Raw genomic sequence first — 15751 nt, 5'->3', positions numbered from 1 at the left:
ATCAAGAATAATTCATTAAATACTATTGTAATTAAAATGTTTTGCTATTGTTAACTATTTGGTCGGATGAGTTAAAAGGGGAAAATAGCAATGCGTACAATTATTAAGGTCAGGGGCTATCATATTGATCTTTTCCAGCATGTGAATAATGCTCGTTATTTGGAATTCATGGAAGAAGCTCGCTGGGATTTGCTGACAGAAAGTGACACACTGACGTGGTTAAAAACTAATAATGTTGGCTTTGCCGTAGTTAATATTAACATCAATTACCGCCTGCCGGCAGTGTTCGGAGATGAGTTGGAAGTGAGGTCTAGCCTCAAGGAATTACGTAATAAAAGTGGTGTATTTTTTCAGGAGATTATACGCAGAAGTGATAATAAAGTACTCACCGATGCTTTGACCACATTTGCCTGTATTGATTTGAAGACTCAGAAGGCATTAACTTTAGAGGGGGATATACAGGAAAGATTAGAAGCATTTAAAGTTTAAAATAGTGAGAGGCTTAGCAGCCTCTCAATGATAGCGATTATTGCGTAAAATTAATTGGTTAGCTCAGATGCGTTTTGGATTTCATATCTTCCATAGTGGATTGAGTATTATTTAAATAAAGGTTTAATCCATTAGCCCGAAGGTGGCAGGCTGCACACTCACTACAGCCATCGCCTTGGATACCGTTATAACATGTGAGAGTCTGGGTACGGACGAAGTTCAATTTTTGATAATAATCAGCCAATGCCCAAGTTTCCGCTTTGTTCAACCACATCAAGGGAGTCTCAAAACGGATATCACGGGCAATGCCAAGGCAAACTGCTTTATTCAGGGCTTTGACAAATTCATCGCGACAGTCTGGGTAGCCAGAAAAATCGGTTTCACAAACACCGGTGATAACGGCTTCAGCCTCAACTTGGTAGGCATAAATAGCCGCTAGAGTTAAAAACAAAATGTTGCGGCCAGGAACAAATGTATTTGGGAGGCCACTTTTTTCACTTTCACTGAAATCCGGCACGGGAATGTTGTCTCGGGTCAGGCTGCTGATTGCAAGCTCACTCAATAAAGTAACATCAAGTACTTTGTGGGCAGCGGCACCCAGTTCTTTGCTAATACGACAAGCCACGTCAATTTCAGCGCGGTGACGTTGACCATAATCAAAAGTGACACAGTGAACTTCATCGTATTGACGGAGTGCCTGAATTAAACAAGTGGTGGAATCTTGACCACCACTGAATACAACAACGGCTCGTTTCATAATACCTACCTATTTAAATTGAAGGAGATATGTTACTCATAACCGTCTAGCTTGGGTAGTTGCGTGAGATACAGTGTGATGTCACCGATATTATTGCGAACCCATTCTGGATTGTAATAGGTATCAAGATAGCGTTCGCCGCTATCACACAGCAATGTCACGATTGCACCCTGCTGGTTGTTCTCATGCATCTGTTTGGCTAGCTGTAAAGCTCCCCAAACGTTGGTTCCTGTTGATGCGCCAGTTTTTCTGCCAATTAATTTTTCAAGCCAATAAATGGTGGCGATAGTGGCACAATCAGGGACTTGCAGCATGTCATTGATAACATTTGGGATAAAGGATGGTTCTGCACGTGGGCGGCCAATTCCTTCGATTTTACTGCTGGTGATTCCGCGGATATCACGGCGATTTTGGTGATAACAATCGTAGAAAACAGAGTTTTCAGGATCAACAACAATCAGTTTGGTGTTATATCCCTGATAACGGATATAGCGACCGAGCGTTGCTGATGTTCCGCCAGTTCCTGCGCTCATGACAATGTAAGTTGGTTCAGGAAATGGCTCCAGTTGCATTTGACGGAAAATGCTTTCTGCGATGTTATTGTTTCCACGCCAGTCAGTAGCTCGTTCGGCGTAAGTAAATTGATCCATATAATGGCCATTCAGCTTTTTTGCCAGACGTTCTGACTCTTCATAAATAAGGGCTGAGTGTTCCACAAAGTGGCATTTACCACCGTAGAATTCGATTTCTTGAACCTTGCGTTTAGCTGTACAGGAGGGCATCACGGCGATAAAAGGTAAGCCAAGCAAGCGGGCAAAATAGGCTTCAGAAACGGCGGTACTGCCGGATGAGGCTTCAATGATTGGGGTTCCTTCCTTGATCCAGCCATTACTGAGTGCATAGAGGAATAGGGAACGAGCAAGCCGATGTTTCAGGCTGCCTGTCGGATGAGTGCTTTCATCTTTGAGATAAAGGTGAATCCCTGGAAACACGGGGAGATTGAGGCGAATCAGGTGTGTATCAGCACTTCGTTGATAATCAGCTTGGATGGCTTTAATGGCATTTGTAGCCCATGAAGACGACATAAATTGATCCTGAATAACAATACTTTAGTGATATATAGATTACTTTTATATTAGGGGAAATAGATTGTTATTTTTCTACATTTATTATTTGGTTTTGGGAAAATTTTCTACAGGATTTGGATATGTTAGATAAAATAGACCGCAAGCTACTAGATCTGCTCCAACAGGACTGTAGCCGATCCTTGAATGCACTGGCCGAAGCCGTTAATTTGACCTCCACACCTTGTTGGAAACGGCTAAAACGGCTTGAAGATGATGGGTACATTGTCGGAAAAGTTGCATTGCTAAATGGCACTAAACTTGGGCTTAGTCTGACCGTGATTGTGATGATCAAAACTCAACAGCATAGTAGTGAATGGTATGAACAGTTTGTGGCTTTTATAAAAGAGATGCCAGAGGTTTTAACATTTTATCGAATGGCTGGGGAATATGATTACTTGATGCATGTAGAAGTTGTTGATATGAAAAGTTATGATCGGTTCTACAAACGTATGGTTAATGGCGTTTCTGGTTTGATTGATGTCACCTCTAACTTTGCAATGGAAAAAATAAAATATACAACGGCGTTACCAATACCGGATTAGATAATGCAAAAATCTTTCTGATGGAGTTAATGCTAATTCTTTCATTTTTTACTTCGGGAATAGGTTTGTGAGATTATTTTCTCAATTAAGTTGGTATTTTCTCAGCGAATGGCGTCGTTATTTTGGTGCCATTATTTTCCTTGTTATGATTGCGATGCTGCAATTAATTCCTCCCCGTTTGGTCGGAATTATCGTTGATGGCATCAGTGCAAAAACGATGTCATCCAGTCAATTATTGATGTGGCTAGGCATCATGCTGCTCATTGCGCTGGCGATATACGGTCTGCGGTATGTTTGGCGCGTATGGCTATTCGGGGCGTCTTATCGGCTGGCTGTTAAACTACGTAGTGATTTCTACCAGAAATTGAGCAGCCAGAACCCTGAATTTTATTTGCGCCACAGAACCGGTGACTTAATGGCTCGTGCAACCAATGATGTTGATAGGGTTGTTTTTGCTGCGGGTGAGGGGGTGCTAACTTTAGTCGATTCCTTAGTGATGGGATGTGCTGTTCTTATCATGATGAGTGTGGAAATCAGTTGGCAGTTAACGTTGTTATCACTGTTACCGATGCCCATTATGGCGTTGGTGATTAAACGATATGGCGAACAGCTTCACCATCGTTTCAAGTCTGCACAAGGAGCATTCTCTGCTCTTAATAACCATGCTCAGGAAAGTCTTACCAGCATCCGTATGATCAAAGCGTTTGGTCTGGAAGATCTGCAATCCAGCCAATTTGAAGAGGTCGCTACTGATGCTGGACGTAAAAATATGCACGTTGCGCGCGTGGATGCACGTTTTGATCCTACCATTTTCATTGCTATTGGCGTTGCAAACCTATTAGCGATTGGTGGAGGGAGTTGGATGGTCGTGCATGGCTCTATGACACTGGGTGAATTGACTAGCTTTGTTATGTATCTGGGATTGATGATCTGGCCAATGTTGGCATTGGCATGGATGTTTAACATTGTTGAGCGTGGCAGTGCGGCATATACACGGATCCGCAGCTTGTTACAGGAGCCACTGGTGATTGATGATGGTTCTCAGTCCTTATTAGTTGAGCGCGGTACATTACAGGCAAATATCAATACCTTCATTTATCCCGCAAATGATAGACCTGTTTTACATGATGTCCGTTTTCAATTATCACCAGGTCAGTTATTGGGGGTTTGTGGTCCAACTGGTGCAGGAAAAAGCACTTTGCTTGCCTTGTTACAGCGGCAATTTGATGTCACCGACGGTGAAATTCTTTTTCAGTCACGGCACGTTTCTACACTTAGATTGGAAGAATGGCGATCACGATTGGCTATTGTTAATCAGACTCCTTTCCTGTTTTCGGATACAGTCGCTGGCAATATCGCGCTAGGCCGGCCTGATGCAACTCAAGAACAAATTGAAGAAGTTGCTCGTCTGGCGAATGTGCATGATGATATTTTGCGGTTACCGCAGGGCTACCAAACGGAAGTGGGAGAACGTGGCGTAATGCTTTCTGGCGGACAGAAGCAACGTATTTCCATTGCACGTGCTCTGTTATTGGATACGGAAATTTTGATTTTGGACGATGCACTTTCTGCCGTAGATGGTCAGACAGAACATCAAATCATGAAAAATCTCAGCCAGTGGCGGCGGCAGCGTACCGTTATTATCAGCGCCCACCGACTGTCCGCTTTAACGGAAGCTGATAACATTTTGGTTATTCAGCATGGCACGGTTGTGCAGCAAGGCCCGCACAAACAACTTATTGTACAATCCGGTTGGTATTCTGATATGTACCATTATCAGCAACTTGAAGCCGCATTGGATGGTGAACATGACTAATAATGATATGCGTAAGCCCAGTGTACGCAAGCTATGGCCATCATTAAAGCGCTTGTTGTCTTACAGTAAGAATTATCGCAAGCCAATTTTGCTGGCTGTATTGATGTCATGGGTTGCTGCGTTAGCAGAAGTCAGTGGGCCACTGCTTGTGAGCTATTTCATTGACAATATGGTAGCAACGGGCAATCTTCCGCTTGATGTTGTCAGTGGGCTTGCGGTTATTTTTTTGGTATTGCAGTTTGTTGCTGCTGCCTTGCACTACTTTCAGTTCCTATTATTCAATCAGGCATCAGTGGGGGTAGTTCAGAAGCTTCGTACTGATGTTATGAATTCGGCATTGCGCCAGCCGTTGAGCACCTTCGATAATCAGCCCGTTGGGCAGCTAATATCCCGCGTGACGAATGATACTGAAGCCATTAAAGATCTGTTTGTGAATGTGATCCCTACAGTGTTTCGCTGCATTTCGTTGATCGGGGCAATGCTGATAGCTATGTTTATTTTAGATTGGCGTATGGCATGTGTTGCTTTGACAATATTTCCAGCAGTTTTGCTGGTAATGATAATTTATCAGCATTTCAGTACTCCAATTATTAGACGGGTTCGTAGTTATCTGGCTGATATTAATGACGGCTTTAATGAAACCATTAATGGTATGACAGTGATTCAGCAATTTCGCCAGCAAGCTCGTTTTGGTGAGAAAATGCTGGCGACTAATCGTGAACATTATCAGTCTCGCATGCAAGCGTTGCGGTTAGATGGCATTTTGCTGAGGCCGTTACTGAGTTTGTTTTCTGCTGCCGTGCTGTGTGGCCTGCTGTTGTTATTTGGCTTCAAAGGCACGGAAGTAATTGGCGTGGGTGTACTATACGCATTCGTCAACTATCTTGGACGCCTGAATGAACCTCTGATTGAACTGACAGCTCAACAATCTTTACTGCAACAGGCGGTAGTTTCAGGGGAGCGGGTTTTTGAGTTAATGGATAGCCCACAGCAGCAATATGGCATTGATCAGCAGGCGCTGACGAGTGGTAGAATTGATATTGAAAATTTAACTTTTGCTTATCGTAATGACAAAGTCGTGCTGAGTGACATCAATCTGCATGTTCCTACACATGGGTTTGTGGCTTTGGTTGGTCATACGGGAAGTGGTAAAAGTACTCTGACTAATTTGATTATGGGATATTATCCGTGGCAAGACGGTGAAATTTATCTTGATGGTCGTCCCGTATCTTCCCTTTCTCATGCGGTTCTGCGTAATGGCGTAGCAATGGTACAGCAAGATCCTGTAGTGCTTGCAGCCTCATTTTTCGACAATATCACATTGGGGCGGGATATCAGTGAAGATAAAATTTGGCAGGTATTGGAGATGGTTCAATTGGCTGAATTGGTCCGCCGCTTACCAGATGGTTTGAATTCAGTACTGGGAGAGCAGGGGAATACCCTTTCCGCAGGGCAAAAACAGCTTTTGGCAATGGCTCGGGTTCTGGTGCAAACGCCGCAGATTCTTATCTTGGATGAAGCAACGGCGAATATTGATTCGGGAACGGAGCAATCAGTACAGCAGGCATTGCGGATGATCCGTAAACAGACGACTTTGGTGGTCATCGCCCATCGCCTTTCAACTATTGTTGAAGCGGATTCCATATTAGTGCTACATCGCGGTGCAATAGTGGAGCAAGGGCAGCATCAACAGCTACTGGCTAAGCGTGGGCGCTATTATCAGATGTATCAACTCCAACAGGTCGGTGAGACTTTGAATGAATCTATGCACGCTTAGTGTGCATAAGAGGAGTGGCTGCTCTAGTCACTCCTTTTTTACTTTCCTTTCCCAGCTATGTTCTCTGATAACAAATTGATTACAGATACTTTTTAATTCTTGGCATATCCCTTGCAACACTTCTCGCGCAAATGTTCCTTGCAAACACAGCAAAAAGCGGGGGAAGTATGAAACTGATTACTACCATCATAAAACCATTTAAGTTAGAAGAAGTGCGTGAAGCGCTTTCCGATATTGGTATACAAGGAATGACGGTTACAGAAGTAAAGGGATTTGGACGCCAAAAGGGGCACTCAGAACTTTATCGGGGAGCTGAATACAGCGTTAATTTTTTACCCAAAGTTAAAATTGATATTGCTACCCATGATGAGCGAGTAGAAGAAGTTATCCATGTCATACAGCAATCTGCATTCACTGGCAAAATGGGGGATGGCAAGATTTTTATCTTTGAGTTACAGCATGCTGTCCGTATCAGAACGGGTGAAACGAATGATGCAGCATTGTAAATGGGGGGATGGAAAATGAAAAAACAACTTTTATCCATAACCAGCATCATTGCGGGGATTATCGCTAGTGCACCTTCTTTTGCGTTTGCTGCGGGAAGTACTTTCGATAAAGCTGATACTGTATTCATGCTGGTAAATACGGTACTTGTGCTCTTTATGACTATACCTGGCATAGCCCTGTTTTATGGGGGATTGCTGCGTCGTAAGAATGTTTTGTCATTAATGTCACAGGTGATTGTTAGCTTTTCCTTAGTCTGTGTACTTTGGGTAGTTTACGGTTATAGCATGACTTTTGGAACGGGTAATCGTTTTTGGGGTGGGTTTGAGCAGGTCATGCTGAAAAATATATCGATAACTGATTTGAATGGCAGTTTTTATCAACTGATTCATGTCGTTTTTCAGGGGGCATTTGCCTGTATCACCGTAGCTTTGGTTGTCGGGGCTTTATGCGAAAGAGTTCGTTTTTCTGCACTGTTAATTTTTAGTGTGTTATGGCTGACAGCTTCCTATATTCCTATGGCGCATATGGTGTGGGGAGGAGGCTGGCTTGCTCAGGATGGTGCATTGGATTTTGCTGGAGGAACTGTCGTTCATATTAACGCAGCGGTTGCAGGATTGGTCGGTGCTTATTTACTTGGAAGGCGCTCAGGATTTGGTAAGGAAGCTTTTAAACCTCATAACTTACCAATGACTTTTATTGGCACTGCGATCCTTTACATTGGCTGGTTTGGTTTTAATGTTGGTTCTGCTGGTGCTGTAAATGCCATCGCAGCACTAGCCCTTATAAATACGATGGCGGCAACAGCAGGCGCGGTATTGTCATGGGTTTTTTCTGAATGGCTATTCCGTGATAAGCCTTCTCTTTTGGGAGCATGTTCTGGTTGTATTGCGGGTTTGGTGGCAATTACACCCGCAGCGGCAACAGTTGGTATCGGTGGTGCGCTTATCATTGGACTGATTGCGGGGGTTGCCGGTTTATGGGGCGTGGTGGTATTAAAACGCTGGTTACGTGTTGATGATGTCTGTGATGTTTTTGGAGTACATGGCGTATGTGGCATTGTTGGGTGTTTATTAACGAGTATTTTCACTGCATCCGCTTTAGGGGGCACTGGATTTCCAGAAGATATGACAATGCTAAGACAGATCGGCGTGCAGATCATTAGTATATTGGTTTGTATTGTCTGGTCAGCTGTGGCTGCTTATCTGTCATTCAAGATTGCTGATCTGGTGGTTGGGTTGCGTATTAGCGTTGAATCTGAAAGGGAAGGCTTGGATATTACTTCTCATGGCGAAAGTGCTTATAACTGATCATATCTTCCATTTTTGAAACTGTCGTGTGCCGTAGATATAGTACGGCACACAATATTATTTTCGTTTGCGGATCACCCCTTCCTGAACGGCAGACGCGATGAGTACTCCTTCACGGGTATAGATATGCCCACGAACAAAACCACGCGCTCCTGATGCTGATGGGCTTTCTATGGAATAGAGTAGCCAGTCATCCATTTTGAATGGACGGTGATACCACATAGAGTGGTCAATTGTGGCGATCTGAATATCTTTTTCCATGAACCCAATACCATGAGGCTGTAATGACGTAGGCAGGAAATTAAGGTCTGAAGCATAGCCCAGTAGGCAATGATGAATGAACGGATCCTCCGGCATTTTTCCATTACTGCGGAACCAGACATAACGAACGGGCTCTTCTGGTGACTTATTGAAAGGACTATAGAATTTAATAGGTTTCACTTCCAGAGGAGGTAGAACTGAAAAAGCATCTTTTAGCTTACTGGGGAGTAGATGAAAGATATTTTTAGCAATTTCTTGCTGAGATGCTAACTCTTCAGGAGGAGGTACTTCAGGCATGGAACACTGGTGTTCAAAACTTTCTTCAGGAGTTTGAAAAGAGGCTGTCATGTAGAAAATAGGCTTACCATTCTGTATTGCACTGACTCGGCGAGCGCTGAAACTTCTCCCATCACGTAATATTTCAACATCATAAATAATCGGTTTATGGCTATCCCCTGGACGCAGAAAATAGCTGTGGAAGGAATTAAGCATTCGATCATCGGTAACAGTTTGTTTTGCTGCATATAGCGCCTGACCAATCACTTGTCCGCCGAAAACTTGAGGAAATCCTAAATCTTCACTCTGTCCTCGGTAAATTCCTTCTTCGATTTTTTCTAGATGTATCAGGTTAATTAAATTTTGTAATGCCTGACTCATAATGTGCCTTTGCTTTGGTAATAGCGGTTAAAAACGTATAAAACAACAACAGTACATTAAGGAACAATAATAAATTTTCATTTATTAGTAAATAAATAGATTGAATTGTAAATAAAATTTATCTTTATGTTTTTATTGTGAAATCGAATTATCACTATTAATTTTTTCAATGCTTATCAAATAATGCGAATGATATTGTTATTGTTTTTTGTCATTGATTTTTATGCTTATTTTTTGTTTTTGTGGTTCATGGAAGGACGACTTTATGATTTATATGTGTTGGTTTTTTAGATTTAATAAAAATTTATATATGATTGAAGAATTATTTCTTTTGATTATTTAGTATATTTATTTATATTTTTGCCTATTGATGGTTCGTATGCTATGTGTCTGATTTGCCATAGTAGCAGGATTGTCGTGGGTTCTTAACGAGGTTGAAGAAATCGAATATAACACTGATAAGCAGAAAAACAACATTTTACTTAGAAAAGATATTTGATTGTGGGAAAATAAAAGGCTTTGAGTTTGTGTCAATTCTAGTTAGTCAGTGACATTTTTGATGTTTTTTACATCTATATGGGCAATAAATCAGCATCTGAATGGCGCGGCCTTGCTATTTCGCGATATATGAAAGATAATGCCCACCGCTTTGAAGTTTGAAGCTAATTTCAATGGGGGCTCTGTTGGTTCTCCCGCAACGCTAACTTGTTAACTTGGTCAGATCTGGAAAGAAGCAGCCATAGCAGGGGATGTGTGTGCCGGGATGTCGCTGGCAGAGCCCTCACCCGTTTTGAATTCATAATCTGTTTATATAGTGAGCCGATAATGGTTACCGGCTTTAATTACTTCCTATCTGATCACGACAACTTAGCGGACAAATTTCCAAACAGATGATGGGATCTTATCATAAAGCTTATTCATAGTGAGTTCAGCTAAGCGGTGGTCAGCAGCGGAGTAGAACAATTCAAGTTCATCATCCGAAAGCTCATATTTATTTTTTTCAATTACACGTTCCAGTGTTTCAATAGAAGTGCATTTTCTCAAACGCATCAGATAGTCAGTTTTAGTCATGGTCGCCTTATCTTATTTGGTATAAAAAATAGTTAGAAATATATTTATCAGGTTTTGCTTAAACAGGCATTCAAATCATGCAACAGAATGTTAGTTAAGTGTTCGTTTGTTTTTTGCCATTTTGTAAGTTCAAAAAAGCTTATCTTATCACTCCCGAACAAATTATATGTTTCATCCAGATATTCATCAATTAAGGTACTGAGATTGTAGTTATCTGCGTATTTAATTTTAAAACTCCAGACGAACGCTGCAATGTGCTCGATCAATTCGTTTAGTTTTAAGCTTTTTTCGGAAGTTAGATCGTTAATCCAATGATTATCAGCGCGATTTAGCACTGAAAATGCCTCGTGAATTAAATTTTCACATAAGTATTTTAATTCAACAATATCATGTCTTCTTGGTGAATATTCATCCATAATCACCCCTGTAACAACGCACGGCTTATTTGGATTAAGGATTATACATAACAATTATTATAGCCATTCTTTTAGAATATGGCCTATCAAAACATGATTATTATTTATTAATATTAAAGACCTATTTCTAGCATCTGCCAAGTGAGTTTTTAACGATGACTAACTTACACTTAGTTCTGGCAAAAGGCTAGCACTCTACTAAAAAGGATAGCGATATTCACATATGTCATTAAACATATTGGATTATACTAATATAGTAGACGTTGTAGCAATAGCACTGGGATCATTATAGGTGATTGTATTGCGACTTTCAAAATCAATATAATGCTATTATTACATATGTCACCATCAAGATGGAACACTTTTTACCATTAAAGGTGTAATCAGAAGAAAAATATGGCAAGTTACTAATTTATCTTCTATTTATTATAAAAAACAGAAAGATATTACTTTTAAACGCAGGGTATCTTTCATAAGTATTTATTTTAATTAGATTATAAGGTTGTCGTTGTAGATATTGAGAGATTGATTATTTGTTGTCTGAAGAGATTTAGGCCCATTTAAAAGGCCACATCAGTGGCCTTTGGTTAAATTTTTGAATTTAGTGATGGGTCGAAATATGTTCGACATCCTCACTTTTTTTACTGAAACGGCGTTTGATGACAACGAAGAATACTGGGACAAAATAGATTGCTAACGATGTAGCTGCAATCATACCGCCCAATACGCCTGTCCCTACGGCGTTTTGTGCACCAGAGCCAGCACCATTGCTCAATACTAGAGGCATAACTCCAAGCATAAAGGCTAAAGAAGTCATCAGAATTGGGCGTAAACGCATTTTGACAGCATCTAGAGTTGCTTCTATCAGCCCTTTGCCTTCTTTCTCTATCAGATCCTTGGCGAATTCTACGATAAGTATGGCGTTTTTCGCTGACAGACCTATTGTTGTCAACAGACCAACTTTAAAGTAGACGTCATTGTCCAATCCACGAATTGACGTTGCCAGCAATGCACCAACAATTCCCAGCGGGACAACTAATATGACAGAGAATGGAATGGACCAGCTTTCATACAGAGCTGCCAGACAGAGGAACACGACAATCAATGACAGCGTATATAGGGCTGGAGCCTGATTGCCGGATAGACGCTCTTGATAAGACATGCCAGTCCAGTCATAGCCAATGCCGCTTGGTAGTTGTGACGCAAGTTGCTCCATGAAAGCCATTGCATCACCGGTACTTTTCCCTTTAGCAGCTTCACCCACGATTTCCATTGATGGCAAACCGTTATAGCGTTCCAAACGCGGTGAACCATAAACCCACGGATCTTTGGATATGTCTATGAATGCAGAGAATGGAACCATTTCACCATGGTGGTTACGGACATATAACTTACTGATATCGCCTGGCAACATACGGTGAAGTGCATCAGACTGAATATAGACTTTTTTGACGCGGCCACGGTCAATAAAGTCATTGACATAAGCTCCACCAAACATCGTACTTAGTGTTGAGTTGATGTTTTCGGTGGAAACGCCCAGTGCTTCCGCTTTTTCTTTATCGATATGGATACGGTATTGAGGCGTATCATTCTGACCATTAGGGCGGACACTCGTGAGCATATCAGGGTGGCTTTGAACCATGCCAAGCAACTGGTTACGTGCTTGGGTTAATGCTTCATGCCCAAGGTTCCCTTTATCAATCAACTGGAAGTCAAAACCACTGGCAGACCCTAACTCTACAATCGAAGGAATATTAAACGCAAATACGATACCTTCCTTGATTTGTGAGAAATGTGCATTCGCACGGCCAACAATGGCTGGCACCTTGTTTTTGTAGTCTTTGCGCTCATCCCAGTCTTTTAAGCTGACAAAGACTAAACCTGAATTCTGCCCCTGGCCACTGAAACTAAAACCGTTAATGGTGAATACAGATTTAACAATTTCCGTTTCTTTGGTATGGAAGTAATCATTGATTTCATCCAATACTTTTTGTGTTTGATCCTGAGTTGAACCAGGTGGTAGCTGAACCATCGCAAGCAATACACCCTGATCTTCTTCTGGCAGGAAGGAAGATGGCATACGGGTAAACATAAAGGCCATACCTGCGATCAATACAATATAGATCAACAAGTAGCGTCCAGTACCACGCAGCATGCGGCCTACACTATCGGTATAATGGTGGGTGCTCTTTTCAAACAGGCGGTTAAACCAGCCAAAGAAACCCGTTTGAATACCATGGCTACCTTTAGCAACGGGTTTGAGCATTGTGGCACACAGTGCGGGAGTCAAGATTAACGCCACCAGTACAGACAGTACCATCGCTGAGACAATGGTGATCGAGAACTGACGATAAATTGCGCCTGTTGCTCCACCGAAGAATGCCATTGGCACAAAAACCGCAGAAAGTACCAACGCGATACCGACCAGAGCGCTCTGAATCTGTCCCATTGATTTTCTGGTGGCTTCTTTTGGTGGTAACCCTTCCTCCTGCATGACGCGTTCGACGTTCTCCACGACAACAATGGCATCATCCACCAGCAGACCGATGGCAAGTACCATGGCAAACATGGTTAATGTATTGATGGAGTAACCAAATGCGGCAAGGATGGCAAATGTACCCAGCAATACAACCGGAACCGCGATAGTTGGGATTAAAGTGGCGCGGAAGTTTTGCAGGAACAGGTACATGACGACAAACACCAGCAGGATGGCTTCTGCTAACGTTTTCACCACTTCGAAAATAGAAATTTTAACGAATGGCGTAGTGTCGTACGGATACACGACAGTCAACCCATGTGGGAAGAATGGTGCCATCTCAGCCAGTGCTTTTTTGACGGCTTTTGAGGTATCTAACGCGTTGGCGCCGGTAGCCAGTTTGATACCGATCCCTGCTGCTGAGTTACCATTGAACCGACCAATGATGCTGTAGCTTTCAGCTCCAAGTTCAACGACAGCGACATCTTTCAGGCGAATGTGTGAACCATCGCGCTTCATGCGCAGCAGAATATTGCTGAATTCTTCAGGAGAGTTCAGACGGGTCTGAGCAATAATCGAGGCATTTAAACGCTGTCCAGGAACAGGTGGGGTTCCTCCTAACTGCCCGGCTGCAACTTGGTTGTTTTGAGCTTTAATGGCAGTGATGACATCCTGTGTGGTCATTTTATAGTTGAGCAGCTTGTCAGGATCGAGCCAAATACGCATAGCATACTGGTTACCAAACAACATCGTTTCACCCACACCACTGACGCGGCTCAATGGGTCTTTGACACTGGCTCCAACATAATCGGCGATATCATCCTGAGTCATGGAACCATCTTCAGAAATGAAACCTGCCACCATTAAGAATGAGTTGGTTGTTTTATCAACACTAATACCTTGTTGTTGAACTTCCCGAGGCAATAGGGGCATTGCCAATTGCAGTTTATTCTGTACCTGTACTTGGGCGATATCTGGATCTGTGTTCGCTTCAAAAGTTAACGTAATACTCATACGCCCAGCAGAATCACTGTTGGAAGCCATATATACCAGATTATCGATGCCGTTCATATTCTGTTCAATAACCTGGGTTACCGTATTCTGTACCGTTGTTGCGTCAGCTCCTGGATAAACCGCAGAAATGGAAATAGAAGGTGGTGCAATTGCAGGGTATTGCTCCACGGGTAATTTCATTATCGCCAATAGACCAGAAAGCATGGTGATAATCGCAATTACCCACGCAAAGATTGGTCGATCTATAAAAAACTTAGGCATGAATCACCAACTCCTTTATTGAGGCTTTTTAGCAGGCTCAGTTTGATTGGCTGTGAGCTTAGCATCCAGATCAGTTTCCGTTGGTTTAACGGTGACTCCCGGAGCAATTTTCTGCAATCCTGTGACTATTACTCTATCTCCGGCTTTCAAACCTTCTGTGACCAGCCACTTATTACCGATTGCCTGAACAGCATTGATATTGCGTAATTCTACTTTGTTATCCTTATCGACAATCAGCGTAGTTGCCTGGCCACGAGGTGTTCTGGTAATTGCTTGCTGAGGAACCAAAATCGCATTTTGTCGCACGCCTTCTTCCAGTTTGGTACGGACAAACATGCCAGGAAGCAGCTCTTCATTGGGGTTTGGGAAAACAGCACGCATAGTGATAGAGCCTGTTGTTTCATCAACTGTGATATCTGAAAACTCAAGGTAGCCTTCCTGACTGTACTCTTTACCTGTATCAGTGATTAGGCGAGTTTTGGTTTTACCACCTTCTTTATGAACTGTTCCTTTGGCTATTTCATTTTTAAGACGTAAATAGTCATCGCTTGACTGGGTAATATCAACATAGATAGGATCCAGTTGTTGAACCGTTGTCAGGGCGGTTGGCTGCCCGCCAGAAACCAAAGCTCCTTCAGTGACAGTGGATTTACCCGCACGCCCAGAAATAGGTGAGGTCACTTTGGTATACGCTAGATTGATTTTGGTACTTTCCAGCGCAGCTTTGGTAGACAGCACTTCTGCGGCTGCTTGAGCATGCTCAGAATTTGCTTTATCAAATTCCTGCTTACTCACATATTGTGTACCCAGTAATGATTTATAACGGTCAACGGTTGAACGAGACACTTTCTCATTGGCTTGTACCCTGGATAAATTTGCCAAGGCTTTGTTGTAGTCTGCCTGATAGGTTGCTGGATCTATCTGGTATAACGACTCACCTGCGGTAATATCACTGCCTTCTTTATAGTTACGTTTCAGAATGATGCCACTGACTTGGGGACGAACTTCCGCAACACGATAAGCAGAAGTCCGCCCAGGTAATTCTGTGATCACAGTCAGAGGTTCTGCTTTCAGCGTTACAATACCCACTTCAGAAGCTTGCTCGCCAGCAGCCCCTTGCTGAGAATTTTTGTTGTCATTACATCCTGAGAGAATGAAGCTGCCTGAAAGTACCAGTAGTGTGGCCAGAGGCAAAACCCCTCTGTTTTTTCGCATAAGTAAACCTCAATTTTTCAATGTAGACGCTTTAAATCTAGCTAGTGCTAACGAGTGA

At 42.4% G+C, this 15751-nt stretch carries 13 protein-coding genes and 1 other RNA gene; 7 read left to right on the top strand and 7 right to left on the bottom strand.

The window, feature by feature from the left end:
* Positions 1-90: 90 nt before the first annotated feature.
* Entirely contained in the window at positions 91-489 is a 399-nt protein-coding gene (locus tag PSI22_RS05095) for an acyl-CoA thioesterase (protein ID WP_038201152.1), read from the top strand.
* 58 nt (positions 490-547) lie between these two features.
* On the opposite strand, the gene queC is transcribed toward PSI22_RS05095, so the two are convergent.
* Together queC and PSI22_RS05085 are read right to left on the bottom strand one after the other, a co-directional pair.
* Positions 548-1246 carry a 7-cyano-7-deazaguanine synthase QueC gene (queC, locus tag PSI22_RS05090; RefSeq protein ID WP_038191946.1) on the bottom strand — a complete coding sequence of 233 codons (699 nt, stop codon included), beginning with the start codon at positions 1244-1246 and terminating at the stop codon, positions 548-550.
* A gap of 32 nt (positions 1247-1278) precedes the next feature.
* Positions 1279-2331 carry a PLP-dependent cysteine synthase family protein gene (locus PSI22_RS05085; RefSeq protein WP_273578838.1) on the bottom strand — a complete coding sequence of 351 codons (1053 nt, stop codon included), beginning with the start codon at positions 2329-2331 and terminating at the stop codon, positions 1279-1281.
* A 122-nt stretch (positions 2332-2453) separates the two neighbouring features.
* On the opposite strand from PSI22_RS05085, the gene PSI22_RS05080 reads away from it, so the two are divergent.
* From PSI22_RS05080 to amtB, 5 genes are all read left to right on the top strand, one after another.
* Positions 2454-2915 (top strand): Lrp/AsnC family transcriptional regulator, encoded by a 462-nt coding sequence (locus PSI22_RS05080; protein WP_038187558.1) that lies wholly within the window; start codon positions 2454-2456, stop codon positions 2913-2915.
* Between the two features lie 67 nt (positions 2916-2982).
* A complete protein-coding gene (locus PSI22_RS05075; RefSeq protein ID WP_273578837.1) occupies positions 2983-4731 on the top strand; it encodes a SmdA family multidrug ABC transporter permease/ATP-binding protein in 1749 nt (582 codons plus the stop codon).
* Complete coding sequence (locus PSI22_RS05070) at positions 4724-6508, top strand: SmdB family multidrug efflux ABC transporter permease/ATP-binding protein (RefSeq protein ID WP_370689001.1); 1785 nt, start codon at positions 4724-4726, stop codon at positions 6506-6508. The genes PSI22_RS05075 and PSI22_RS05070 overlap by 8 nt, the downstream gene beginning before the upstream one ends.
* A gap of 167 nt (positions 6509-6675) precedes the next feature.
* A complete protein-coding gene (gene glnK, locus PSI22_RS05065) occupies positions 6676-7014 on the top strand; it encodes a P-II family nitrogen regulator (RefSeq protein WP_038191938.1) in 339 nt (112 codons plus the stop codon).
* Between the two features lie 15 nt (positions 7015-7029).
* Positions 7030-8322, top strand: a complete 1293-nt coding sequence (gene amtB / locus PSI22_RS05060; protein WP_038221977.1) for an ammonium transporter AmtB — start codon at positions 7030-7032, stop codon at positions 8320-8322.
* A 57-nt stretch (positions 8323-8379) separates the two neighbouring features.
* Here the strand turns inward: amtB and tesB are convergent, their stop codons facing one another.
* The gene (gene tesB / locus PSI22_RS05055; RefSeq protein ID WP_038221975.1) at positions 8380-9240 is read right to left on the bottom strand and encodes an acyl-CoA thioesterase II; all 861 of its coding nucleotides are present in this window, start codon (positions 9238-9240) and stop codon (positions 8380-8382) included.
* Positions 9241-9921: 681 nt separating this feature from the next.
* On the opposite strand from tesB, the gene ffs reads away from it, so the two are divergent.
* An RNA gene (ffs, locus tag PSI22_RS05050) (signal recognition particle sRNA small type) lies at positions 9922-10018 on the top strand.
* A gap of 89 nt (positions 10019-10107) precedes the next feature.
* Here ffs and hha read toward each other — a convergent pair.
* The 4 genes from hha to PSI22_RS05030 form a co-directional block, all read right to left on the bottom strand.
* Positions 10108-10311, bottom strand: a complete 204-nt coding sequence (gene hha, locus PSI22_RS05045) for a hemolysin expression-modulating protein Hha (RefSeq protein WP_010845060.1) — start codon at positions 10309-10311, stop codon at positions 10108-10110.
* 47 nt (positions 10312-10358) lie between these two features.
* Entirely contained in the window at positions 10359-10727 is a 369-nt protein-coding gene (gene tomB, locus PSI22_RS05040; protein ID WP_038191932.1) for an Hha toxicity modulator TomB, read from the bottom strand.
* Between the two features lie 601 nt (positions 10728-11328).
* Positions 11329-14478, bottom strand: a complete 3150-nt coding sequence (locus PSI22_RS05035) for an efflux RND transporter permease subunit (protein ID WP_038223868.1) — start codon at positions 14476-14478, stop codon at positions 11329-11331.
* Positions 14479-14493: 15 nt separating this feature from the next.
* Entirely contained in the window at positions 14494-15693 is a 1200-nt protein-coding gene (locus PSI22_RS05030; RefSeq protein WP_273578836.1) for an efflux RND transporter periplasmic adaptor subunit, read from the bottom strand.
* Between the last annotated feature and the right edge of the window lie 58 nt (positions 15694-15751).

Origin of the sequence: Xenorhabdus aichiensis (genome assembly GCF_028598775.1) — a bacterium.
GTDB classification, from domain to species: domain Bacteria; phylum Pseudomonadota; class Gammaproteobacteria; order Enterobacterales; family Enterobacteriaceae; genus Xenorhabdus; species Xenorhabdus bovienii.
The sequence above is the reverse complement of the archived record's forward strand: the minus strand, read 5'-3'. Positions and strand labels throughout refer to the sequence as shown.

Bases quoted from the DNA above. Each gene is read 5' to 3' on its own strand.
- PSI22_RS05095 (WP_038201152.1), top strand. From the start codon at position 91: ATGCGTACAATTATTAAGGTCAGGGGCTATCATATTGATCTTTTCCAG.
- queC (WP_038191946.1), bottom strand. From the start codon at position 1,246: ATGAAACGAGCCGTTGTTGTATTCAGTGGTGGTCAAGATTCCACCACT.
- PSI22_RS05085 (WP_273578838.1), bottom strand. From the start codon at position 2,331: ATGTCGTCTTCATGGGCTACAAATGCCATTAAAGCCATCCAAGCTGAT.
- PSI22_RS05080 (WP_038187558.1), top strand. From the start codon at position 2,454: ATGTTAGATAAAATAGACCGCAAGCTACTAGATCTGCTCCAACAGGAC.
- PSI22_RS05070 (WP_370689001.1), top strand. From the start codon at position 4,724: ATGACTAATAATGATATGCGTAAGCCCAGTGTACGCAAGCTATGGCCA.
- glnK (WP_038191938.1), top strand. From the start codon at position 6,676: ATGAAACTGATTACTACCATCATAAAACCATTTAAGTTAGAAGAAGTG.
- amtB (WP_038221977.1), top strand. From the start codon at position 7,030: ATGAAAAAACAACTTTTATCCATAACCAGCATCATTGCGGGGATTATC.
- tesB (WP_038221975.1), bottom strand. From the start codon at position 9,240: ATGAGTCAGGCATTACAAAATTTAATTAACCTGATACATCTAGAAAAA.
- hha (WP_010845060.1), bottom strand. From the start codon at position 10,311: ATGACTAAAACTGACTATCTGATGCGTTTGAGAAAATGCACTTCTATT.
- tomB (WP_038191932.1), bottom strand. From the start codon at position 10,727: ATGGATGAATATTCACCAAGAAGACATGATATTGTTGAATTAAAATAC.
- PSI22_RS05035 (WP_038223868.1), bottom strand. From the start codon at position 14,478: ATGCCTAAGTTTTTTATAGATCGACCAATCTTTGCGTGGGTAATTGCG.
- PSI22_RS05030 (WP_273578836.1), bottom strand. From the start codon at position 15,693: ATGCGAAAAAACAGAGGGGTTTTGCCTCTGGCCACACTACTGGTACTT.